Raw genomic sequence first — 23,295 nt, 5'->3', positions numbered from 1 at the left:
CGCAGTATCTACGCCACGGCTCCGTGACAGTGTTTGTATTTCTTGCCGGAGCCACACGGGCACGGCGCGTTGCGGGCGACTTTGCCCCAGGTTGATGTGTCGTTGGGGTCAAGTGCCGTGCCGGGGTTGTTGCGCACGGTGCCGGAGGGGCGTTCAGCCAACATCGTATTGCCGCCTCCGCCGCCACTGCCGGGTGCCTGACGGGCAGCGCGGGACGCCGCAATGTCTGCATCCATCATTTCATCGCGGCCGGTTGCCGGGTCCATGTGGTGGGCTTCCATTTTGGGCAGCGGCTGGTCTTCAAGCGGCGGCACGTCGTCTGCCTTGCGGATTTCAAGATGCATCAGCTTGGCCGTCACCTCCTGGCGAAGCCGGTGCAGCAGGCTTTCAAACAGCTCGTAGGCTTCCGTCTTGTACTCGTTCAGCGGGTCGCGCTGGCCATAGCCGCGCAGCCCGATGGTGTGGCGGAGGTGGTCAAGCATCTGCAAATGTTCGCGCCAGTGATTGTCCAGCGTTTGCAGCAGCACGCTCTTTTCAACCTGGCGCATGATGTCCGGGCCCACCTGCGAGGCGGTGCGCGCAAAGACCTGATCCGCCGCACGGCGCAGGCGGTCATGTATTTCCTCGTTGGCGATGCCTTCCTCAGCCGCCCATTCTTCAACCGGAATACTGAGGTTGAGATATTTCAGTGCGTCTTCGCGCAGGCCGGTGGCATTCCATTGTTCCGCATACGCCTTTTCAGGAATATGCGTGGCCACCAGTTCGTCCACTACTTCGTGGCGCATGTCGGCGATGGTTTCCGACAGGTCTTTTTCATGCATCAGTTCAATGCGCTGTTCAAAAATGACCTTGCGCTGGTCATTCATCACGTCATCGTATTTGAGCAGGTTCTTGCGGATGTCGAAGTTGCGCGCTTCCACCTTGGACTGCGCACGCTCCAGCGCCCGGTTGATCCACGGATGCGCAATCGCCTCGCCTTCTTCAAGACCCAGCTTCTGCAGCACGCCGTCCATGCGATCGGTGCCGAAGATGCGCATCAGATCGTCTTCGAGTGACAAGAAGAACTTCGAGTGGCCGGGGTCGCCCTGACGGCCCGAACGGCCACGCAACTGGTTGTCGATGCGGCGGCTTTCGTGGCGCTCGGTGGCGCAGACATACAGACCGCCAGCCTCCAAAGCGGTTTTCTTGAGCTCGGCAACCTCGGCGCGGATTTTTGCTTCCCTGGCGTCCCGGTCCGGGCCTTCCACCATATCGCCCAGTTCGTTTTCAATGCGCATGTCGGCGTTGCCGCCAAGCTGAATGTCGGTGCCGCGACCGGCCATGTTGGTGGCGATGGTAACAGCGCCCGGTACACCCGCCTGCGCCACAATCATCGCCTCCTGCTCATGGAAGCGGGCGTTCAGCACATTGTGGGGCACCTTCTTTTTCTTCAGGAAGTCCGCCAGCATCTCGGATTTCTCGATAGATGTCGTGCCCACCAGAACCGGCTGGCCGCGTTCAACGCAGTCCTTTACCAGTTCGACAATGGCCTCGTATTTTTCCTTTGCCGTGCGATAGACCTCGTCGTCTTCGTCGATGCGCGCCACGTCCACGTTGGTGGGAATGGCGGATACTTCCAGCTTGTAGATGTCCAGAAACTCGTCGGCTTCGGTTTGTGCCGTGCCGGTCATGCCGCCGAGTTTTTCATACAGGCGGAAATAGTTCTGGAAGGTGACCGACGCCAGCGTGATGTTTTCCGGCTGGATGGTGACACGCTCTTTGGCTTCCAGCGCCTGATGCATGCCGTCCGAGTAGCGACGACCTTCCATCATACGGCCGGTGAACTCGTCAATAATCACCACCTTGCCGTTCTTGACGATGTAGTCCTTGTCGCGCTGGAACAGCTTGTGGGCCTTGAGGCCCTGATTGATGTGGTGGACGATCGAGACGTTCTCGATGTCATAGAGATTGTCGCCGCGCAGAAGGTCTGCTTCGCGCAGGATTTTCTCCAGATATTCGTTGCCTTCTTCGGTGAGCGCCGAGGTGCGCTGCTTTTCGTCCAGCTCGTAATGTTCTTCGCTGAGCAGGGGAATGAAGCCATCAACGGTTGTGTACAGGTCGGAATTGTCTTCTGTGGGGCCTGAAATAATCAGCGGCGTGCGGGCTTCGTCGATGAGGATCGAGTCCACTTCATCGATGATCGCAAACTTGTGGCCGCGCTGGGTCATTTCGGCCAGCGAATATTTCATGTTGTCGCGCAGATAGTCGAAGCCGAGTTCGTTGTTGGTGCCGTAGGTGATGTCGGCGCCATAGGCATGGCGGCGGGCGGTATCATCCATGGCATGCAGAATGACGCCGACGCGCAGGCCCAAAAACTCATGCACCTGCCCCATCCACTTTGAGTCGCGTTCAGCCAGATAGTCGTTGACGGTCACCACATGCACGCCGTCACCAGGAAGGGCGTTGAGGTAGGCGGCAAGTGTTGACACCAGCGTCTTGCCTTCGCCGGTTTTCATCTCGGCAATGCGGCCATCGTGCAGCACCATGCCGCCGATCAACTGCACATCGAAGTGGCGCTGACCCAGTGTACGCTTGGCGGCTTCGCGCACGGTGGCGAAGGCTGGCACCAGCAGGTCGTCAAGAGTGGCACCGTTCTTGATTTCTTCACGAAACTCATCGGTGCGCGCCAGCAGTTGCGCATCGCTCAGCGCTTCGAGTTCAGGCTCCAGCGCATTGATGAGGTCAACTTTTTGCTGGTACTTGCGCAGCTGCCGGTCATTGGCGGAGCCGAAAATGCTTCTGGTGATACTTCCAAGGGAGACCATGACCGATTGAAACCTTACCTGCGGGATACCTGAGGGCGGCGCGCCTACCCCACAGCAGGGAAAGACGCGCACGAGAGATAGTAGGGGGCATTGGGCGTGTCAACGCGAAGCGCCTGCGCTATGCCTTAACCGTGTGCCCCATAAATGCCTGAAAACCCGTCATAAATGCGACTTGTGAGCAGCCCGGCTTCGTGCTGAAGATGGGCCTTGTTTCAACGCCTAAGGCATAATGGTGTCTTTTGCGCCTGAATTACACGTGAACCGGAGTTTTTTGCATGTCCGCTGGTCTTGTTTTGCTTACCCCTGTGCGCGCCTTTTTCGGCAGTTTTGTTCTGGCGGCGTTTATGGCGACCGTGCCAGCTCTGGCTCAGGAGGAAGCAGCGCCTGATGTAGTGGACGAAGTGATCGCGACAGTTGATGGCGCGGAAATCCGCTACTCGGACATTGCACTGGCGGAACAGGATCTGGCCCAGCAGCTCAGCGGTGTGCCGGAAGATGTGAAGTTTGAATATCTCGTCAGCCTGATGGTTGATCGCAAGGCGCTGGCGGCTGCCGCCCGCGACGCCGGCCTCGCCGATGACCCGGACGTGCTGCGGCAGGTAGCGTTTGCCACTGAAAAGGCGCTGGGGGACATTTACCTGACCCGCCAGTTGCAGGACGCCGTAAGCGACGACGAAGCACGGGCGTTTTACGACAAACAGGTCGCGCAGGTGGAACTTGAAGAAGAAGTCCGTGCCCGTCACATTCTGGTGGCCACGGAGGAAGAAGCACTTGCCGTCATTGCGCGTATTGAGGCGGGCGAGGGTTTTGCCGAACTGGCAGCGGAAGTCTCCACCGGCCCCAGCGGCAAGGAGGGTGGCGACCTTGGCTATTTCGTGGCGGACCGAATGGTGCCGGAGTTTTCAAAGGCGGCTTTTGCGCTTGAAACCGGCGGCATTTCAGCGCCGGTCAAATCCGACTTCGGCTGGCACGTCATCAAGGTTGAGGACAAGCGTCCGCAGCAGCTTGTGGCCTTTGAGGATGTGAAAGACGGCATCAAGGCGCAGTTGCGTGAAGAAAAGGCCGCACCGTTTATTGAAGGCGTGCGCAACGAGGCAGAGGTGGTCTTTCCCGGTGAGAACGCAACCCGCCCGCAGATTGTTCCGTCGCAGGAGTAGTGCCATACAGACCTGACGTTTCAGACCTGACTTTGCAGTCGGTTTGCAATTGAAATTGCAGGCATTGTCCGTACACAGTGGTGTCCTCGCCAACCCTCTCATTTGTGACCCTTCCCATGGTAGCTAAATCCTCGTCACGTTCCGGTTCTTCCGGCAAGGCAAAGCCTACGCGCAAGACACTTTCGAAGGCCAAAAAGGCATTGCGTTCCGCGACCGGCAAAAGCGCTGCCAAAAAGAAACCAGCCCGCAAGGCTACTCCCGCCCGTGGGGCCAAGCCTGCGCAGCGAAAGTCCGCGCCGCCAAAAAGTGCGCGCAAGACGCAAGCCAAACCCGCTACAAAGAGCGCCGGTAAAACACTGGCGGTGTCGCCGCTTGCGCCCGCTTCATTTCCCAAAGTCGCTGACGTGCCCGGGCTTGCCATGGCCACGGCGCGCGCACAGATAAAATACAAGACCCGCGAAGACCTGCTGCTCGCCGTCATGCCCGCGGGCACAACGGTTGCGGGCGCGTTGACGCGGTCGCGCACGGCATCGGCCCCCGTTGAGTGGTGCCGTACTAATCTTGAAAGCGGTGAAGGCCGGGTGCTGGTATCAACATCCGGCAATTCCAATGCGTTCACCGGCAAGGCAGGCATGGACACCGTCAAGGCGACCGCCGCTGCTGCCGCCAAACTTGCAGGCGTGCGCCAAAAAGATGTGTTCATCGGCTCAACGGGCGTGATCGGCGAAGTACTGCCGGCAGAAAAGATCACTTCCGCATTGCCATCGGCGTTTGATGCGTTGCAGCCGGGCGGGTTTGAAGCTGCCGCGCGGGCCATCATGACGACGGATACCTTCCCCAAGGCATCGTCGCGCACCGTCGAGATTGACGGCAGTCCTGTTGTGATCTCCGGCATCGCCAAAGGGTCCGGCATGATTGCACCTGACCTGGCAACAATGCTGTCTTACATTTTCACCAATGCAGCGATCTCCCAACGCACGCTGGGGGCGCTGCTCGACATCAATCTGCGCGATAGTTTCAACGCCATTACGGTGGACAGCGATACGTCAACCAGCGACACCGTGCTGCTGTTTGCAACCGGCCGTGGCCCCGATGGTGAGAAAGCCCCCTACGCGCCCATCACCCGCCCCGGCGACCCCAAGCTGCGTGCGTTCAGGGCGGCGCTGGCAGACGTGATGCAAGACCTTGCCATGCAGGTGGTGCGCGATGGCGAAGGGGCCTCCAAGTTCATTTCCATCACCGTAACCGGCGGCGAAAGCCATAACTCGGCGCGGCGCATTGCCATGTCGATTGCCAACTCACCACTGGTCAAAACGGCGATTGCCGGTGAGGACGCAAACTGGGGCCGGGTTGTCATGGCTGTGGGTAAGGCGGGTGAACCTGCGGATCGCGACAAACTTGCTATCAGCTTCGGGGGCATCAAGGTGGCAAAGGCGGGGCAGGCGGTGGCAGGCTATGATGAAGCACCCGTCGCCAGGCACCTCAAGGGCCAGGAAATTGTGATCGAAGTGGATGTGGGCATCGGCCCGGGCGCAGCCACGGTTTATACCTGTGACCTCACCTACGGCTATATCTCCATCAATGCGGACTATCGCAGCTAACACGCACGCCCACTTTTGCCCGGCGCGCTATCGCGGGTCATGTTTTGTTAACGCTGCCAGCCGGTTGTGACCGGCCTTGTGTGGGTGTGGAGTATTGGCGTCATGTCTTCTTAACGGGCGTGATGCGAGACTTATTTCAAATCTGATTGGTGTGTCCCATGCGGATTGTTCTGGTTGCCGCCTGTGCCCTTGTTGACGTTGAAGGGCGTGTGCTTCTTGCCAAACGCCCGCAGACCAAGGCAATGGCGGGGCTCTGGGAGTTTCCCGGCGGCAAGGTTGAAGCGGGAGAAACGCCGGAAGTGACGCTCATCCGTGAGTTGAAGGAAGAGCTGGATATTGATGTAACGGCGGCGTGCCTGGCGCCTTTGACGTTTGCCAGTCACACCTACCCGGCTGACGCGCCGGAAAAAGAAGACTGGCATTTGCTGATGCCGCTTTATGTGTGCCGCCGCTGGTCAGGCACGGTTCGCGCGCTGGAACATTCAGCGCTTGAGTGGGTCAGGCCGGTCAGAATGCGCGACTACGATATGCCACCTGCGGATGTGCCGCTGGTGGCCCTGATACGCGACTTTTTGGGCTGAGGAACTGACGCGATGACACGGGCTTTCCTGAAAGATTTCTGGCGCGATGAAAACGGCGCAACAGCTATTGAATATGCCCTGATAGCCGGCGGCATTGCGGTGGCCATGATTGTCTCGGTCAATGCACTGGGTGTGGACGTGGCTGGCCTGTTCACAACTGCGGGCGACGGCTTCAACTAGGCCGCGCTAGCGTTCCGGTTTCTCGCCGGTGCTGATTTCTTGCGTTTTCAGCGCATCTGCAAGGCGCTGCTGCGCGCTGCCGGGGCGCAACGGCTTTTGCTGGCTCTCATGGGGCCGCCACCCGGCCAGATAGATAATCTGAAATGTTGCGCTGACACGGCCCTCAGGGGTGGCATAGCGCTGTGCGTAAATCTCCGCCATGCGCATCAGCGTTGCGCGCTTGAGAGGCTGTTTGCGCCGGCTGTTGAGAGCGTTTGTTTCGCCCATGCCGCGCAGGTCTTTGAACAGGGCAAAAGGCGTGGCGTAGGTAACGGTGTGGGTGTCGGCATCAATCACCGGCAGGGCAAAGCCTGCGCGCTGCATGAGGCTGCCGATGTCGCGCACATCTGCAAACGGTGAGACGCGGGGGCTGATGCCGCCGTCGATTTCCGCTTCCGCCTCGGCAAAGGCTGTGCGCAGTTCGTTGAGGGTTTCGCCGCCCAGCACCGCACCCAAAAACAACCCGTCCGGCTTGAGTGCACGGCGTATCTGAATGAGCGCGCCGGGCAGATCGTTGACCCGGTGAAGCGCAAGGGCGCTGGAAATGAAATCAACCCGCTCGTCACCAACCGCCAGCCGTTCTTCATCCATCACCAGTGTGGGGGCAGGTGCGTGTGCTGCCATGTGCGCGCTGCTATCTGCGTGAACGAGGTGGGTGATGCGACCTGTGGCCATCAGCGGTGCGCGCACCTCGCCGTGATGGCAACCGATGTCCAGGCCGGTGTCAAAACTGCGATTGGCATCCAGCAACCGCTCGGCCATTTGCTCAGCGGCCAGCTTTTTGAGGAAATTGAATCCGCCATAAGCGTTCGCCGCGCGTGATCGCCGGTGACGGATCAAAGCAGTGTCGAACGGGGCCTGCGGGTCGGGTGGGGTCACGGTATGGAATGCTCATTGGCGGATGTGTTGCCTGAGCACATAGCTTAGTCTGGACAGATGGACAAAGGCATGGCGCGACTGGGCCGAAGCATTTTTTCTGCCGGCAGGGTCATGGGGCGGGGACTCATTGCCGTTGCGCTGCCGCCGGTGTGTCCGTTGACCGGCGAGCGGGTGAGTGTACCGGGCACGCTTGCGCCCGCAGCATGGTCGCAGCTCACGTTTATTACAGCACCCCTGTGTGACGTGTCCGGCGTGCCGTTTGAAACGGATCTGGGGGTAGGGGCCATCAGTGCAGCGGCAGCGGCGCGTCCTCCGGTCTATGACCGGGCGCGGGCGGCCCTGCTGTATGATGGCATGGCACGGCGGCTGGTGCATCAGCTCAAATACAGCGACCGAATGGACCTGGCGCCGTTGCTGGCCCGGCTGATGGCGGTGGCCGGGCGCGATCTGCTGGCGGGCGCGGACATGATTGTGCCGGTGCCGCTGCATCGGCGGCGCATGTTTGCGCGGCGGTTCAATCAGGCGGCGTTGCTGGCGCGGGTGCTTGGCGAGGTGACGGGTGTCACCAGCGAGCCTGATCTGCTGGAGCGGGTTCGTCCGACGCAAAGTCAGGTGGGGCTGAGCAGGGCCGGGCGGCGGCGCAATGTGCGTGGGGCGTTCAGGCTCCGGCAAAATGCGCCCGACGTTGCAGGGCGTCACATTGTGGTGATTGACGATGTGCTGACATCCGGTGCCACGGTTGAGGCGTGCGCGGTCGTTTTAAAGCGGGCCGGTGCGGCGCGGGTGGATGTTCTGACGGCGGCACGGGTTGTCGCGGCACTGGACGCCACCATATGATGGTAAACAAGAGCTATTCCAAACAGCGCTGTAACCGGGTGACATCATGAGCAAAGTCAAAATCTACACCACGCAGATATGTCCCTATTGCCACCGGGCCAAAGGCCTGCTGCGCGACAAGGGGGTGGCGTATGAAGAGATTGACGTGATGGCTACACCGGGCGCCCGCGACAAGATGATTGATCTCACGGGCCGCACCAGCGTGCCGCAGGTGTTTGTCGGCGACACCCATGTGGGGGGCTGCGATGATCTGTTTGCGCTTGACGCAAAAGGCGGCCTTGATCCGATGCTGGCGGGCTGACGACCTTGGTCGCGACGCACATGGCCAGTGTGCCGTTCCGCGCTGCGTGCGTCACGTTGTGCTCCGGGCGTGACCCGCAAACCAATATTGAAGCAGCGTCTGACTTTATCCGCGATGCGGCATCTGACGGCGTAAAGTTTGTTTTCACACCGGAAAACACATTGCTGATGGAAGCCGGTGGCAAAAACTTGTTTGCCGCCGTGCGTGCAGAAGGCGAAACACCGGCAGTGTCACAGCTTGCCGCGCTGGCGGCTGACCTGGGCATCTGGATCGGTGTCGGGTCCCTGGCCATCAAGGTGGCTGCCGACAAGGTGGCCAATCGCTCGTTCTTGATGGGGCCGGACGGGCGCGTGCATGGGCGCTACGACAAGATTCACATGTTCGATGTGTCGCTGCCCGATGGCGAGACCTATCACGAATCAAAAAACTATCGGCCCGGCGATGAAGCGGTGGTTGTGCCAACGCCGTTTGGGCGCGTCGGGCTGAGTGTCTGCTACGATCTGCGGTTCCCTGCATTGTATCGGGCGCTGGCGCAGGCGGGGGCTGACTATCTCACCGTGCCGTCGGCGTTTACGCAGGTCACGGGCGAGGCGCACTGGCATGTGCTGTTGCGCGCACGCGCCATTGAAACGGGATGTTTCGTGTTTGCAGCCGCGCAGTCCGGCACCCACGAAAACGGGCGCAAGACATTCGGGCACAGCCTGATTGTGGACCCGTGGGGGCAGGTGCTGGCGGATGGCGGGACGCAAACCGGCTTTGTGGCCGCTGATATAGACCCCGCCAAAGTTGCGCAGGCACGCGGGCGCATTCCCTCCCTTGAGCATGACCGGCAGTTTAGCTTGCCAGACGTCACGCGACGCGCCACATCTTAAGTCATGATCCGTTTCAATCTCACCTGTGCCAGGGGACATGCGTTTGACGCCTGGTTTGCGTCCGGCGATGCCTATGACACCCAGCGCGCGGCGGGCCAGCTTGAGTGCGTTGTATGCGGAACATCGAAGGTCGAAAAATCACTGATGGCTCCGGCAATCAGCCGCAAGGGCAACACGGTTCCTGCCGGTGACGGCGGGGAGGCGCTCAAGGCTGCTCGTGAACTTGCAGCCTTCATGGACAAGGTTCGCAGCCACGTGGAAGCGAATGCCGAGTATGTGGGCGACAATTTTGCCGCTGAGGCGCGCGCGATCCACAACAAGGAAAGCGAGATGCGTGAGATTTATGGCGAGGCAACACTGGAAGAGGCCCGCGACCTGATTGAAGAGGGTGTGGCCGTGGCACCCATTCCCGGCAAGCGCCGCAAGCAGCATTAGGCTCAGGCGTGGCTTCACAGGGCGGGCTTCAGGGGGGGGGCGGGCTTCAGGTGGCGGGCTTCAGGTGGCAGGCTTCAGGTGGCGGGCTTTGTTGCCGTCATCATGTAGTTGACCGCAGCATCTTGCGAGATCGACCATCTGTCCGCTAGCGGATTATACGACACGCCGGTGAGCGGGCCGGGGGTCAGGGCAGCATCGCTCATCATGCAGCGCATTTCGTCAGGCGTTATGAACTTGGACCACTCATGGGTGCCGCGTGGCAGCCAGCCCAGCACATATTCAGCCCCGACAATCGCCAATGCAAAGGCCCGCGCCGTGCGGTTGAGGGTGGCGACAATCATCAGGCCGCCGGGCTTTAGGCACTCACCGCAGGCTTTCATGAATGCAGCGGTATCGGCGACATGCTCAATCACTTCCATGTTGAGAATGACGTCAAACTGCTCGCCACTTTGCGCCAGTGCTTCGGCGGTGGTGGCGCGATAATCGATTTGGAGGCCCTGCTCGGCGGCGTGCACGCTGGCTGTCTTGATGTTTTTCTCGCCGGCATCAGCGCCGGTTACCTGTGCGCCGAGCCGTGTCATGGGCTCTGACAAAAGCCCGCCGCCGCAGCCGATATCCAGAAGTTTGAGGCCCTCAAGGGGTTTGTCACCGGTCGCCGGGCGGCCAAAATGTGCAGTTACGTGCTCGCGAATGAAGCCCAGCCGCACCGGATTGAACTTGTGCAGCGGGCGGAACTTGCCGTGCGGATCCCACCATTCAGCGGCCATTGCCGAAAACTTGGCTATTTCCTGTGCATCCACGGTTGTGGGTGCTCGATGCTCAGGGTCCGGGTGGAGGGAGGCACTCATGCGAGGATATCCTTAGCAGATAGGCTTTAACGGGCAGGCATTAATGAGCCATGTTAACCATACGCGGCGTGGTTGCAGGGGCGCGGCACTGACTGTATGTGTACGCCGCGTTCAGCGAAGGTGTGACGCTTCGCGGCCCGCATCTAACACGATTGACGGACAAGGATATGGCGCACTTTGTGCCGCGGTCCACTTATTGCGACAGGTATTGCGATAGGTGGTGCCGCTGTGACGTGTGTCTGAAAGTGACATGGCGCGACTGGTGCTCAAGTTTGGCGGAACCTCGGTGGCAGACATCGAGCGCATTCGCGTGGTCGCCCGCCACGTCAAACGTGAAGTGGATGCCGGCCACGAAGTAGCCGTTGTTGTGTCAGCCATGGCAGGCACGACGAACCAGCTTGTGGCGTGGTGCAAGGACGCATCGCGCCTGCATGATGCGCGCGAATATGATGCAGTAGTATCGGCAGGCGAGCAGATTACGTCTGGTCTGCTGGCGATTGCACTGAGCGAAATGGGTGTGCCTGCCCGCTCGTGGCTCGGCTGGCAGATACCCATCCGCACATCAAATGTGCATGGAGCAGCGCGTATCGAGAAAATTGAGACGGATGCGCTTGAGAAGGCGTTTGCCGAAGGCCGCGTGGCTGTTGTGGCAGGCTTTCAGGGGCTGGCCGATAACAACCGTATTGCGACCCTGGGTCGGGGCGGGTCCGACACCAGTGCGGTAGCGCTTGCCGCAGCGCTGGGCGCAGACAGGTGCGATATCTATACGGATGTGGACGGCGTTTACACGACCGACCCGCGGATGACGCCGCGGGCGCGCAAACTTGAAAAAGTCACGTACGAAGAAATGCTGGAAATGGCGAGCCAGGGCGCAAAGGTATTGCAGACGCGCTCAGTTGGTCTGGCCATGGTACATCAGGTCCGCACGCTGGTGCGGTCTTCCTTTGACGATCCGGATGACGCAGCCCTTGTGGCGGCGAGCCGGACAAACACCGGGTTGCCGGGAACGCTCGTCTGCGACGAGGAGGAAATTGTGGAACAGGAACTTGTCACCGGCATCGCCTATTCGCGCGACGAAGCCAAGATTACGCTCGTCAAGGTGGCTGACAAACCGGGCATCGCAGCGGCCATTTTCGGGCCGCTGGCAGAAGCTGGTATCAATGTGGACATGATCGTTCAGAACGTCTCCGAAGGAGATGCGATGACGGATCTGACATTCACCGTCAGCCACGCCGAGCTGGATAAGGCGCGCGCTGTGGTGGAAGCCGCAAGTGCTGACATCGGGTATCAGCAACTGATAGCCGATGGCGACGTGGCCAAGATTTCCGTGATCGGCGTCGGGATGCGCAGTCACACGGGTGTGGCACAAAAAATGTTCCATGCGCTGGCGGATCGCGGCATCAACCTGCACGTGATTTCCACGTCGGAAATCAAGGTCAGCGTATTGATAGACGCTGAATACACCGAGCTTGCCGTGCGCGCGCTGCACACAGCCTATGGGCTGGATGGCGATACCGCCGCCTGACGCATCAGCAGATGCGCACGCGACGCCGAACCGGGCCATCACGATGCCTGGTGAAAACTGAAATGCTGTAGGCTGGACTGCCATGGTCAAAGGCCTGCTTTGAAAAAGGAAATGAATGCCGGTGATTGAGACCGCGCATGGTCCGCGCACATTGTTGAGACGCCTGCGAGAGGTGATGGCGCAGTCTGGTCCTGCCGAGGACAGGCTGGCCGTTGTCGTGCGCCTTATCGCGTCCAACATGGTGGCGGAAGTCTGCTCGATCTACCTGCTGCAACCCGACAACCAGCTTGAGCTGTTTGCTACCGAAGGTCTGCGGCAGGAAGCTGTGCATCATACATTCCTGGACCTTGGCGAAGGTCTGGTCGGCACGGTGGCCGACACCGCGCGGCCGCTCGCCATGTCACACGCCCAAAGCCACCCCGCCTTCGCCTACCGCCCTGAAACCGGCGAAGACCCCTATCTGTCATTTCTGGGTGTGCCGTTGTTGCGCGGCGGGCGGGTACTGGGTGTGCTGGCGGTTCAAAACGTCACAACCCGCTCCTACAAGCTGGAAGAAATCGAGGCGCTGGAAACAGTGGCCATGGTGCTGTCGGAAATGGTGGCATCCGGTGAACTGGTCAATCTGGCAGCGCTCCATCAGGCTGAAATGGTCGCCGATCGGGCGATGCATCATCACGGGGTGGCGATCTCTGAAGGCATCGCTTTGGGTCATGCTGTGCTGCACCAGCCCCGCTTTCACGTTACGCGCATCATCGCCGAAGATACGGGTGAAGAACTGGACCGCATCGAAAATGCCGTGGTGCGGCTGCGGGCATCCATCGACGAATTGTTGTCTGGCTCAACGTTCTCAAGCGCCGGCGAACATCGCGACATTCTTGAAACCTACCGCATGTTTGCCAATGACCGGGGCTGGCTGGCCCGGCTGCGCGAGGCAATCGAGAGCGGGCTCACCGCGGAAGCGGCTGTAGAGCGGGTTCAAAACGAAACCCGTGCCCGACTGATGCGCCAGACAGACCCGTATCTGCGCGAGCGGCTGCACGATCTTGATGATCTGGCCAACCGGCTGCTCAGCCATCTGGCGGGCGTGCCGCTTACCGCCGCGGGTGAAGACCTGCCGGACGACGCCATTGTGATTGCGCGTAATATGGGGCCTGCGGAACTGCTGGACTATGACAGCGGAAAATTGCGCGGCCTGGTGCTGGAGGAGGGGTCGTCAACAGCGCATGTTTCCATCGTGGCGCGGGCGCTGGGCATTCCCATGATCGGGCGCGTGCCCGGCATCACCGATTTTCTGGTGCCCGGCGATGCGGTGATTGCCGACGGCGATACCGGCGATGTCTATGCGCTGCCGTCGCCTGAAATTGTCGAGGCCTATTCTGAAAAAGCCAAGTTCAGGGCGCGGCGTCAGGCACAGTTCCGCAAACTGCACGGCAAGCCCGCCGTCACCCGCGACGGTGAGAATGTATCGCTCACCATCAATGCCGGGCTGATGGTCGATCTGCCGCATCTGCATGAAGCGGGCGCGGACGGCATCGGCCTGTTCCGCACCGAGTTGCAGTTTCTCATTGCCTCAGCCATGCCCAGACTCTCCGAGCAGCGGGCACTGTACACGCAGGTGCTGGACGCTGCCGACAACAAGCCGGTGACGTTCCGCACGCTCGATGTGGGCGGCGACAAGGTGCTGCCCTATCTGGCGCACGGCAAGGAGGAAAACCCGGCCCTGGGCTGGCGGGCAATCCGCATTGCGCTCGATAGGCCGGGGCTGCTGCGCTATCAGGTGCGGGCACTGTTGCAGGCTGCCGCCGGTCGCAACCTGCGGCTGATGTTTCCGATGGTTGCCGAAGTGGCCGAGTTTCAAAAGGCGCGCGGGCTGCTGGACAAGGAAATTGCCCGTCTCAGAAAACTGGACCAACCCGGCCCCGCCAGCATTGAGGTCGGGTCCATGCTGGAAGTGCCGTCGCTGGCCTGGCAACTGGATGCGCTGCTGCCGCTGGTGGACTTCATCTCCATCGGATCCAACGACCTTTTGCAGTTCTTTTTCGCCAGTGATCGCGGCAATACGCGGGTGGGAGACCGTTACGACCTGCTCAGCCCGGCGGTGTTGTCTTTCCTCAAGCATGTGGTGGCCCAATGTGAGGCTCATAACGTGCCGGTGTCGCTGTGCGGCGAGATGGCAGGGCGACCTCTTGAGGCGATGGCACTGGTGGGGCTTGGCTTCAGAACGCTGTCCATCCCGCCCGCCGCTGTCGGGCCGGTTAAAACCATGATTCTGGGGCTGGATGCCGCCAAACTGGAGGCTTTTCTTGCCGAAAGGCTGTCGTTGCCCGACCGCAGTCTTCGTCCACAGCTTCTGGCATATGCCCACGAGAACAAGATTCCGCTGTAACCCATTGCAGTTACGGGCGGTTTTTTGTTTAGTAACCGTCTTGGGGCAGACTAATACGCAAGTATCCGCAAGGCTGCGTGTTGCAGCCGTAGCCAATCCGGAGCCTTCACGGGCGGGTGACGGGTTGAATAACGAATGTCAGGGCGTGCAGACCGCATATGGGCAAAGTGACCAAACTCAATCTGGAAAATGCAGATGTCAGCGGCCATCGTCGTCTGCATCTGCGTGATATTCAGGACGACAATCCCGAGCCGCGCGGCACTGTTGGTGCCCAGATGCACGCTGCCCGTCTGGCGCTTGGTGAAGATATTTCCGATGTCGCCAGCCAGTTGCGCATTCGCCGCGATCAGATTGAAGCCATTGAAGGCGGCCACTTCGACAAAATGCCTGGCCGGGCTTATTCCATCGGCTTTGTTCGGTCGTATGCTGAATATCTGGGTCTGGACGAAGCCGAGATGGTCACAGCCTTCAAGGCTGAGTTTGATGCTGCGGCCATGCCCGGCACACAGCTTAATTTTCCTGATGTTGAGGATGAAGCCCGCGTGCCGCGCGGTGCTGTCATTGTTATTGTCGTGCTTGTCATCGCAGCGCTTTATGGCGTCTGGATGCTGACGGTATCGGCTGACCGCATGGTGGAAGAGCGCGCGACCACCGCTCCGTCCGTAGTGCCAACCACGCGTGTGCCCATAGTACAGCCAGGCAGTGTACAGCCAGGCAGTGTACAGCCAGCCGGTGTGCAGTCAGGTGGTGCAGCCGTCGCCCGACCTGAAACACGGGCTGAAACACGGCTGGAAACGCCGCGAGAAACGCCGGCAGAAGATGCTCGTGACCGGATTACCGCGCAGACAGGTGGTGAGGCCGGTGAAGTTGCACAGGCACCAGCGGCTCAGGCCGAAGAAGTCGTCACGGAACAAACAGAACAAGATGTGCCTGCTGAAACTGCAAGCCCTCTGGCCGGGACCATTGGCGCTGCCACGCCGCCAGAGCCTGCCGATGTGGCTGCGTCGCAGGAGATTGTCGCTCCTGCTCCCGCTCCAGCCAACCCGATCGATCAGGTATCTCCCCTTGAGACAGGCCCGGAACGGGCATGGGAAGGGTTTGTGTATGGCCAGCAAAACCACGACTCGCGGATCTTCATTCGCGCCAACGCACAAACCTGGGTCCGCATCGAGGACGCCGACGGCAATGTCCTGCTGTCACGCACACTGAGGGCGGGAGAGAGCTATCGTGCGCCGAACCGTCCGGGCATGGTGCTGGCCACGCGCAATGCCGGCGGGTTGCAGTTGTTTGTCGATGGCAAGCCCGCCGGTGCTGCGGGCAGTGCCGGGCAGGTGCTGACCGACCTTCCACTTGATCCCGCAGCACTTTCCGGGCAGTAGCGAGCTAACGGCTTTTGCTTTAGTCGCTGTAAGTCTCTCCCCAATCGTGTTGGTGCGCCATGCTCTCCGAGCAAAAAATCGATCAGATCCTCGCCCGTCAGGCCGACCTTGAAGCCAGGATGTCAGATAATCCTGACCCCGAAGCCTATGTGGCTTTGTCGAAGGAGTTTGCCGAAATTGCGCCCATTGTCGCAGCGGTAAACCGCCTGCGCGACGCGCGCACAGAGGCGGATGACCTCAAACAGATGTTGGCCGACAAGAGCCTTGACGCCGACATGCGCGCGATGGCCCGCGATGAACTCAAGGTGCTGGACGAGAGTCTGCCGGAGATCGAGCACGATATTTCGCTGTTGCTGCTGCCCAAGGACGAAGCCGACGATCGCGACGCCATTTTGGAAGTGCGCGCGGGCACCGGCGGCGACGAGGCGGCATTGTTTGCCGGCAGCCTGTTTCGCATGTACCAGCGCTACGCCGAACTGCACAAATGGAAGATGGAAATCATCTCGGTCTCGGACGGCGAAGTGGGCGGTTACAAGGAAATCATCGCCGGCATCAGCGGGCAGGGTGTGTTTTCGCGGCTGAAGTTTGAATCCGGCGTGCATCGCGTGCAGAGGGTGCCGGAAACCGAAGGCTCCGGCCGTATTCATACGTCAGCCGCCACCGTGGCCGTGTTGCCTGAGGCTGAGGAAGTGGATGTACAGATTGAAGAAAAAGATCTGCGCATTGATGTGTTTCGCGCGTCCGGCCCTGGCGGACAGTCAGTGAACACCACCGACAGTGCGGTGCGGATCACGCATATTCCAACCGGCATCGTTGTGTCGCAGCAGGACGAAAAATCCCAGCACAAAAACCGCGCCAAAGGCATGAAAATCCTCCGTGCCCGGATTTTTGACGCCCAGCGCGCCAAGGTGGATGCAGAGCGCGCGGAAGCGCGCCGTGGGCAGGTGGGGACAGGCGACAGGTCTGAACGCATCCGCACCTACAATTTCCCTCAGGGCCGGGTGACAGACCATCGCATCAACCTGACGCTTTACAAGCTGGATCAGGTGATTGCCGGCGATGCACTGGACGAGGTGATCGACGCGCTCATCAGTGAAGATCAGGCGGCGCGGCTTGCAGCGGTCAACGCGCCGGATGCTGCGTGACGCAGACATCTGCCCCCCTTTGCATTGATGCCGCCCTGAAATATGGGCGTGAGGTGTTGGCGAAGGCGGGCGTTGCGTCTGCCGCGTTGGATGCGCGGGTACTTCTGGGCGCAGCGACAGGGCTTTCTGCCGAACACCTGATTTTGCGGGGTGACGCCGCGTTGGATGCCGAAGCGGGCACGACGTTCCGGCGGTTTGTGGATGCGCGCGCGTGCGGCAAGCCGGTATCGCGCATTGTGGGATACCGCGAGTTCTGGGGCCTGTCGCTTCGTGTGACATCGGACACACTTGATCCGCGCCCCGACACCGAGACGCTGGTGAACGCCGTTGTGGCACGCGCCGGCCATGAAATGCGGCCCTATATTCGTGACCTTGGCACCGGCAGCGGAGCGATTTTGCTGGCGCTGCTTACAGCACTGCCTGCGGCACGCGGACTAGGGTCTGATCTGTCGTTTGGTGCGGTCACGACAGCACGGGCCAATGCGCAGGCTGTGGGCCTGTCAGACCGGGCGTCATTTTTGATGTCGGACTGGGGGCTGGTCCCTGCGCGGTTGGCCGATATCGTGGTTTCAAACCCGCCTTACATTGCGCGCGGTGAGTTGCCGGGGCTGATGCGTGAGGTACGCGCGCATGACCCGGTACGGGCTTTGGACGGCGGCAGGGACGGGCTTGAGCCCTATCGCCGTATCGCCGGTCAGGTGCCGTTGATCGCCAGACCCGGCGCGCTGCTGGCATTCGAGATCGGCCCGGCGCAGGCAAGGGATGTGACCGCAATTCTGGCCGCTGCGGGGGCGAGTATCAGGGGCCGCGGGCTGGGCGTTGTGCGCGACCTTGCCGGGCGCCCCCGTGTGGTGGTGGCGCGCGCCGGGCGTTAGGCATCAGGGTAAGAAACGGGTGAGTTGGGGGATGCAAAAAGGGCTTGGATTGCGCCGGTTGAGCGGCTAGGGTCTGCGTCAAGGGGATTTAGCGCATATGTGCGCACCGGCCTTTCGAGGCGCTCTCCCGTCCACCATAGACCTTCATTGATGTTGACGACCTGTGATCCGCGCGGGCTGCAAACATCAAAAAGATGATATTCCAAGACGGGGGTTCATCTGTAAGCGGACAGGGTGGAAAAGGCGTTAGGCGCGCCTTTTACGGGACACAACAACACTGAGCAGCGCGGCACAGTCAGCCTGATGCGCTCACTTAACTTTTCTCCGGCAGGTGCGTCGATCACCGGGTGTGACGCCGCGCGGGTGCCGGGAAGCAACGACCTGACCACATAAACGACCTGACCACATAAAACGACATGACCACGTAACGGGAAATCACAGTGGCGAACAAACCCAACAGATCACGCAGCCGCGGGCGCAAGCCGGGCAACAACACCAATCGCTCTTACGAGAGCAACGGGCCGGACGTGAAAATCCGCGGCAACGCCTCGCATATCAGCGAGAAATATCAGCAGCTTGCGCGCGACGCCTCCGTGAGTGGTGACCGGATTGGCGCTGAAAATTATCTGCAGCACGCAGAGCACTATTACCGGCTGATGCTGGCAACCCAGCAGCAAAACCAGGAACAGCGCGAGCAACGCGACCAGCAGCAGGGCCGTCATGGCGGCGATGATCAGGACGGTAACAATCAGCCCCAGACCGGCGGCGCCAATTCCAACGGGGGTGCCAGTGGAGGTGCCAACGTGGGCGCTAATGGCGGTGACGCAGACGAAACCCGTGACGGCGGACGCGACCGCGATGGTGGTAATCGCCGCCGAGGCCGCAGACGTCGTGACACCGTAAGCGAGAATGGGGGCGAAAACGCTGACGGTAATACGGCCCCTTCAGCCTCTCAGTCCGGTGGGAATGACACCAATAGCGGCGCCGACGCCGACACGGACACCGCTGAGGCCAGTACGCCGGATAAGAGCGACAAGCCCCGGCGCAAGCCTGCTGAACCGAAGGCTGAGGTGGTTGCCGACGCTGGCGGAGACGATAGCGTTGCCGAGCCAGCCTAGGCAGGTCACCCAGGCAGGCGCACCACGTGGTCCGTCAGGCAGGTAGGGTCACGGCGTCGCCGGTGGCCAGATCGCCGGGCGCACTCACCTCGCAATAGATGCCCATATCCATGTGCCCGTAGGCCACACGCAGCGCCTGCGGCAGGTTCATGTCGCGCTGCGCTGTGTGCGGGTTCACGTTTGTGGCGGCGCAGCGCTGCGTGCGCAGCACGCCTTTGACGGCGAGATTGCCGAGAGAAAGCCCCTTGTTCTCCCATCCAAGCTCAGCCCAGGCGGGCACGCCTTCAATATACACATTGGCGCGAAACCGCAGCGGGTCCACGGGCTGGCCGGTGACACGCTCAAGGTCACGCACGCTTTCAAGATTGATCAGCGACAGCACTTTCATCGGCACGTCTGAAAACGAAAACCCGTCTGCTGCAATCCCGTGTGTGGTCACAATGCGGGGCGCGCCGCGCAGATCGTCGGCCATATAGCTGGTGAGAAAGTGCTCGATGAGTTGGCGGCCAATGCGGCTGGTGATGTCGCCGCGCGCTACCTGCTTGCCCTTGCGGTTGATGGTCAGCACGCCGGATGCATCATCGAATGATGTTTCAAGCGCCGCCAGCCGTTCGTTCTTCATCAGCATCAGGAACTTTGTTTTTGGAAAATATTGCGGGTCCGCCGGGTCAAAATCCTGGGTGCCGTTTTCAATGGCAAAGGCGCGGTCCCACGGCATGGTCTGGCCTGCCTCAAGGCTTACCCGGTCCATTTTTTCAGGCGACAGGCCCTTCACCGGATAGCGGTAAAGGGCGGTAACGACGGCTGTGGACATGCTTGGCTGATTCCATCGGCAAATGAGTGAACACGGATGGCACTGCGCTTTGGCTCTGATGTCAAATCCGTGGCGTTTCACTGACAATCAGGGCCAAAAACTTTGGCCGAATGCCCTTGTGTTGCCCATATGGCACACCACATATAATCCGCAGCACCGTGCCTTCGGGGCGGAGCGGCATACACACTTGTTTTCATACGCGTTGCCCATACTGGGGACGCTTTCCAAACAGCGCCGGTTGCCGGGCTGATACGAGGGAACACGATGAATCTCGAAATCTATACGGATCGCGTGAAGGGCTTTTTGCAATCAGCGCAGGGCATTGCCGTGCGCGAGGGACACCAGCAATTCAAGCCCGAACACATGCTTAAAGTGCTGCTCGACGACGCCGAGGGGCTGGCAGCAAATCTCATCCGCAAAGCCGGAGGCCGCCCGGACGTGGCGCTTCAGGGGGCTGAGCTGGCGCTGGGTAAATTGCCCAAGGTTGAGGGCGCAGGCGCCGGGCAGCTTTACATGGCACCTGAAACGGCGCGGGTGTTCGACACCGCCGAAGAAATCTCCAAAAAAGAAGGCGACAGTTTTGTCACCGCAGAGCGGGTGTTGCTGGCGCTCGTCATGGCGACACAGACCGAGGCCGGGCGCGTATTGAAAGAGGCAGGCGTGACGCCCAACGGGCTGAACGCGGCCATTCAGGATGTGCGCAAGGGTCGCACCGCCGATAGTGCGGGTGCGGAAGATCAGTATGACGCGCTTAAAAAATATGCCCGCGACCTGACGCAGGTGGCGCGCGACGGCAAGCTGGACCCGGTCATTGGCCGCGACGAAGAAATCCGCCGCACCATTCAGGTTCTGTCACGCAGAACCAAAAACAATCCGGTACTGATAGGTGAACCCGGCGTAGGCAAAACCGCCATCGCGGAAGGGTTGGCGCTGCGCATTGTCAACGGCGATGTGCCTGAAAGCCTCAAGGACAAGAGCCTGCTGGCCCTCGACATGGGCTCGCTGATTGCCGGTGCCAAATATCGCGGTGAGTTTGAGGAGCGCCTCAAGGCAGTGCTCAACGAAGTGACCGGCGCCGATGGCCAGATCATTTTGTTCATCGACGAAATGCACACGCTGGTGGGCGCCGGCAAGGCGGATGGGGCAATGGATGCGTCCAACCTGCTCAAGCCCGCCTTGGCGCGCGGTGAACTGCACTGCATTGGCGCCACGACGCTGGACGAATATCGCAAGCACGTTGAAAAAGATGCAGCCCTTGCGCGCCGGTTCCAGCCGGTAATGGTCAACGAGCCGACGATTGAAGACACAATCTCGATCCTGCGTGGACTGAAGGAAAAGTACGAGTTGCATCATGGTGTCCGAATTACTGATTCGGCCATTGTGGCGGCGGCTCAACTTTCTGATCGCTACATCACGGAGCGGTTCCTGCCGGACAAGGCGATTGACCTTGTGGACGAAGCTGCAAGTCGGCTGCGGATGCAGGTGGATTCAAAGCCCGAAGAACTTGATGAGCTGGACCGCCGGGTCATTCAGCTCAAGATCGAGCGCGAGGCGCTGAAAAAAGAAACTGATGCAGCCTCCAAGGATCGCCTTGAGACGCTGCAAAAGGATCTGGCCGAGCTTGAACAGCGCTCCGCTGAACTCACGGCGCGCTGGCAGGGTGAGAAGGAAAAACTCGCAGGCTCCCAGAAGCTGAAGGAAGCGCTGGATCAGGCGCGCGGCGACCTCGAAAAGGTGCAGCGGGCGGGCGATCTTGAGCGCGCCAGTGAGCTTGCCTATGGGGTGATCCCGGAGCTTGAAAAGAAGCTGGCTGAAGCCGACGGCGCTGAGGCCGGCACCATGCTGGACGAGGAAGTGACCGACGAGCACGTGGCGGGCATCGTCTCGCGCTGGACCGGCATTCCCGTGGACAAGATGCTGGAAGGCGAGCGCGAAAAGCTGCTGCAGATGGAGCAGGTGCTGGCCAACCGTGTCATCGGCCAGAAGGAGGCTGTGGCTGCTGTGTCGCGCGCTGTGCGGCGTGCGCGGGCCGGCCTGCAGGACCCCAACCGGCCGATTGGCTCGTTCATGTTCCTGGGGCCAACCGGCGTCGGCAAGACCGAGCTGACCAAGGCACTGGCAGGCTTCCTGTTTGACGACGACAGCGCCATCGTTCGCATGGACATGTCGGAGTATATGGAGAAGCACTCGGTTGCCCGGTTGATTGGTGCCCCTCCCGGCTATGTGGGCTACGAGGAAGGCGGCGCGCTCACCGAAGCCGTCCGCAGGCGGCCTTATCAGGTGGTGCTGTTTGACGAGATCGAAAAGGCGCACCCGGACGTGTTCAACGTGCTGTTGCAGGTGCTTGATGATGGCCGCCTGACAGATGGCCAGGGCCGCACGGTGGATTTCCGCAACACACTCATCATCATGACGTCCAATATGGGCGCGGAATATCTGGTGGCGCAGGCGGATGGCGAAGACTCAGACGCTGTGCGTGACCAGGTGATGGGCTCGGTGCGGATGCATTTCAGGCCGGAGTTCCTCAACCGGCTGGATGAAATCATCCTGTTCCATCGTTTGGGCCGCGCGCAGATGTCCGGCATCGTTGAAATCCAGATGGGTGGCCTGATGCGCCTGCTGGCAGGCCGCAAGATCACGCTGGACCTGTCAGACGACGCCAGGGAATGGCTTGCCGAGAAAGGATATGATCCGGCCTACGGTGCACGTCCCTTGAAGCGCGTCATCCAGCGCGCTTTGCAGGACCCGCTGGCGGAGCTTGTGCTTGAAGGTGCGATCCATGACGGCGAAACGGTGACGGTGGAAGCCGGCGACGGCGGCCTCATCATCAACGGCCACGATATGGGCGCTGACCTGTCAGGCCTCGGCTCAGGCCTCCCCACGGGCGTGCCCGGCGGGGATGAGCCTGAGGGGCCGGTGGTGCACTAGCGCTCGGCAGCAGTGAGATAAAAAGAAAGGGCGGCTCGTTTGAGCCGCCCTTTTTGTATCTGCAATGGTTACGTGACTACTCGACTGAATTGTCCGTGTTCGGCGTTTTGGCGCTGGCCGTGTTTACCGGCGGCTGCAGCGGTTCTACCTGGGCCATTTCAGCGTTCAGGCCGTCGCGGCTTGCCTTGAAGGCGGACAGGGCCTTGCCTTCCAGTTTGCGGCCTGTGGGCACGCGGATGGCCATCGGGTTCACTTTCTTGCCGCGCACGTGCACTTCGTAATGCAGGTGCGGACCCGTGGAGCGGCCGGTGGAGCCAACGAGGCCGATGGTCTGGCCCTGGGTCACGCGCGCGCCGGGCGTAATACCCTTGGAAATGCGGCTCATGTGGGCGTAGGCGGTTTCGTAGCCGTTGGCGTGGCGGATTTTCACGTATTTGCCAAAGCCGCCGTTCCAGCCAGCCTTGACGATGGTGCCGTTGCCGGCTGCGTAAATGGGCGTGCCGGTGGGGGCGGCAAAGTCAGTGCCCGTGTGCATCTTGTTATACCCAAGGATCGGGTGGCGGCGGTTGCCAAAGCCCGACGAGATGCGCG

The 23,295-nt window shown here is 60.7% G+C and carries 20 protein-coding genes (1 of these 20 cut by a window edge); 15 read left to right on the top strand and 5 right to left on the bottom strand.

From position 1 onward, the window contains the following. Positions 1 to 8: 8 nt before the first annotated feature. A complete protein-coding gene (gene secA, locus RIB87_RS03850; protein ID WP_350143692.1) occupies positions 9 to 2,804 on the bottom strand; it encodes a preprotein translocase subunit SecA in 2,796 nt (931 codons plus the stop codon). A gap of 275 nt (positions 2,805 to 3,079) precedes the next feature. Here secA and RIB87_RS03845 point away from each other — a divergent pair, with 275 nt between their 5' ends. The 4 genes from RIB87_RS03845 (at position 3,080) to RIB87_RS03830 (ending at position 6,323) form a co-directional block, all read left to right on the top strand. Next, positions 3,080 to 3,961 (top strand): peptidylprolyl isomerase, encoded by an 882-nt coding sequence (locus tag RIB87_RS03845; protein WP_350143690.1) that lies wholly within the window; start codon positions 3,080 to 3,082, stop codon positions 3,959 to 3,961. Positions 3,962 to 4,077: 116 nt separating this feature from the next. After that, positions 4,078 to 5,562: a bifunctional glutamate N-acetyltransferase/amino-acid acetyltransferase ArgJ gene (argJ, locus tag RIB87_RS03840; RefSeq protein ID WP_350143688.1), complete on the top strand. Its 1,485-nt coding sequence runs from the start codon at positions 4,078 to 4,080 to the stop codon at positions 5,560 to 5,562. A gap of 158 nt (positions 5,563 to 5,720) precedes the next feature. Next, positions 5,721 to 6,143, top strand: coding sequence for a (deoxy)nucleoside triphosphate pyrophosphohydrolase (locus RIB87_RS03835; RefSeq protein ID WP_350143686.1), 423 nt, complete (start codon positions 5,721 to 5,723; stop codon positions 6,141 to 6,143). A gap of 12 nt (positions 6,144 to 6,155) precedes the next feature. Next, a complete protein-coding gene (locus RIB87_RS03830; protein ID WP_350143684.1) occupies positions 6,156 to 6,323 on the top strand; it encodes a Flp family type IVb pilin in 168 nt (55 codons plus the stop codon). Between the two features lie 6 nt (positions 6,324 to 6,329). On the opposite strand, the gene RIB87_RS03825 is transcribed toward RIB87_RS03830, so the two are convergent. Continuing rightward, positions 6,330 to 7,241: a methyltransferase domain-containing protein gene (locus tag RIB87_RS03825; protein ID WP_350143682.1), complete on the bottom strand. Its 912-nt coding sequence runs from the start codon at positions 7,239 to 7,241 to the stop codon at positions 6,330 to 6,332. 69 nt (positions 7,242 to 7,310) lie between these two features. Here RIB87_RS03825 and RIB87_RS03820 point away from each other — a divergent pair, with 69 nt between their 5' ends. From RIB87_RS03820 to RIB87_RS03805, 4 genes are read left to right on the top strand one after another with little or no spacing between them, the layout of a single operon-like run. Next, entirely contained in the window at positions 7,311 to 8,078 is a 768-nt protein-coding gene (locus RIB87_RS03820) for a ComFC family protein (protein ID WP_350143679.1), read from the top strand. A gap of 46 nt (positions 8,079 to 8,124) precedes the next feature. Next, entirely contained in the window at positions 8,125 to 8,379 is a 255-nt protein-coding gene (gene grxC / locus RIB87_RS03815) for a glutaredoxin 3 (RefSeq protein WP_350143677.1), read from the top strand. Positions 8,380 to 8,399: 20 nt separating this feature from the next. Continuing rightward, on the top strand, positions 8,400 to 9,251 hold the full coding sequence (locus RIB87_RS03810; RefSeq protein WP_350145555.1) for a carbon-nitrogen hydrolase family protein: 852 nt from the start codon (positions 8,400 to 8,402) through the stop codon (positions 9,249 to 9,251). Between the two features lie 3 nt (positions 9,252 to 9,254). After that, on the top strand, positions 9,255 to 9,686 hold the full coding sequence (locus RIB87_RS03805) for a DUF1178 family protein (RefSeq protein WP_350143675.1): 432 nt from the start codon (positions 9,255 to 9,257) through the stop codon (positions 9,684 to 9,686). A gap of 74 nt (positions 9,687 to 9,760) precedes the next feature. Here RIB87_RS03805 and ubiG read toward each other — a convergent pair whose 3' ends face one another. Next, on the bottom strand, positions 9,761 to 10,534 hold the full coding sequence (ubiG, locus tag RIB87_RS03800) for a bifunctional 2-polyprenyl-6-hydroxyphenol methylase/3-demethylubiquinol 3-O-methyltransferase UbiG (RefSeq protein ID WP_350143672.1): 774 nt from the start codon (positions 10,532 to 10,534) through the stop codon (positions 9,761 to 9,763). Between the two features lie 250 nt (positions 10,535 to 10,784). Here ubiG and RIB87_RS03795 point away from each other — a divergent pair, with 250 nt between their 5' ends. From RIB87_RS03795 to RIB87_RS03770, 6 genes are all read left to right on the top strand, one after another. Beyond that, on the top strand, positions 10,785 to 12,059 hold the full coding sequence (locus RIB87_RS03795) for an aspartate kinase (RefSeq protein WP_350143670.1): 1,275 nt from the start codon (positions 10,785 to 10,787) through the stop codon (positions 12,057 to 12,059). A gap of 175 nt (positions 12,060 to 12,234) precedes the next feature. Beyond that, positions 12,235 to 14,445: a phosphoenolpyruvate--protein phosphotransferase gene (gene ptsP, locus RIB87_RS03790; protein ID WP_350145553.1), complete on the top strand. Its 2,211-nt coding sequence runs from the start codon at positions 12,235 to 12,237 to the stop codon at positions 14,443 to 14,445. 158 nt (positions 14,446 to 14,603) lie between these two features. Then, the gene (locus RIB87_RS03785) at positions 14,604 to 15,824 is read left to right on the top strand and encodes a helix-turn-helix domain-containing protein (protein WP_350143668.1); all 1,221 of its coding nucleotides are present in this window, start codon (positions 14,604 to 14,606) and stop codon (positions 15,822 to 15,824) included. A 59-nt stretch (positions 15,825 to 15,883) separates the two neighbouring features. Next, positions 15,884 to 16,969 carry a peptide chain release factor 1 gene (gene prfA / locus RIB87_RS03780; RefSeq protein WP_350143666.1) on the top strand — a complete coding sequence of 362 codons (1,086 nt, stop codon included), beginning with the start codon at positions 15,884 to 15,886 and terminating at the stop codon, positions 16,967 to 16,969. Further along, positions 16,966 to 17,844, top strand: coding sequence for a peptide chain release factor N(5)-glutamine methyltransferase (gene prmC, locus RIB87_RS03775; RefSeq protein ID WP_350143664.1), 879 nt, complete (start codon positions 16,966 to 16,968; stop codon positions 17,842 to 17,844). Before prfA ends, prmC begins: the two co-directional genes overlap by 4 nt. Before the next feature lie 440 nt (positions 17,845 to 18,284). Further along, the gene (locus RIB87_RS03770) at positions 18,285 to 18,962 is read left to right on the top strand and encodes a DUF4167 domain-containing protein (protein WP_350143662.1); all 678 of its coding nucleotides are present in this window, start codon (positions 18,285 to 18,287) and stop codon (positions 18,960 to 18,962) included. A 34-nt stretch (positions 18,963 to 18,996) separates the two neighbouring features. Here the strand turns inward: RIB87_RS03770 and RIB87_RS03765 are convergent, their stop codons facing one another. Beyond that, positions 18,997 to 19,776, bottom strand: a complete 780-nt coding sequence (locus RIB87_RS03765; protein WP_350143660.1) for an MOSC domain-containing protein — start codon at positions 19,774 to 19,776, stop codon at positions 18,997 to 18,999. Positions 19,777 to 20,040: 264 nt separating this feature from the next. Here RIB87_RS03765 and clpB point away from each other — a divergent pair, with 264 nt between their 5' ends. Beyond that, the gene (gene clpB / locus RIB87_RS03760) at positions 20,041 to 22,704 is read left to right on the top strand and encodes an ATP-dependent chaperone ClpB (protein WP_350143658.1); all 2,664 of its coding nucleotides are present in this window, start codon (positions 20,041 to 20,043) and stop codon (positions 22,702 to 22,704) included. A 76-nt stretch (positions 22,705 to 22,780) separates the two neighbouring features. Here clpB and RIB87_RS03755 read toward each other — a convergent pair whose 3' ends face one another. Beyond that, positions 22,781 to 23,295: the end of a M23 family metallopeptidase gene (locus tag RIB87_RS03755; RefSeq protein WP_350143656.1), read on the bottom strand. 1,240 nt of this gene lie beyond the right edge of the window; only the last 515 of its 1,755 coding nucleotides appear in the window; the start codon falls outside the window, past its right edge; its stop codon occupies positions 22,781 to 22,783.

This window comes from Pyruvatibacter sp., assembly GCF_040219635.1.
GTDB lineage: Bacteria > Pseudomonadota > Alphaproteobacteria > CGMCC-115125 > CGMCC-115125 > Pyruvatibacter.
Note: the sequence above shows the minus strand (reverse complement) of the source record. Positions and strands in the feature narration are given on the sequence as shown.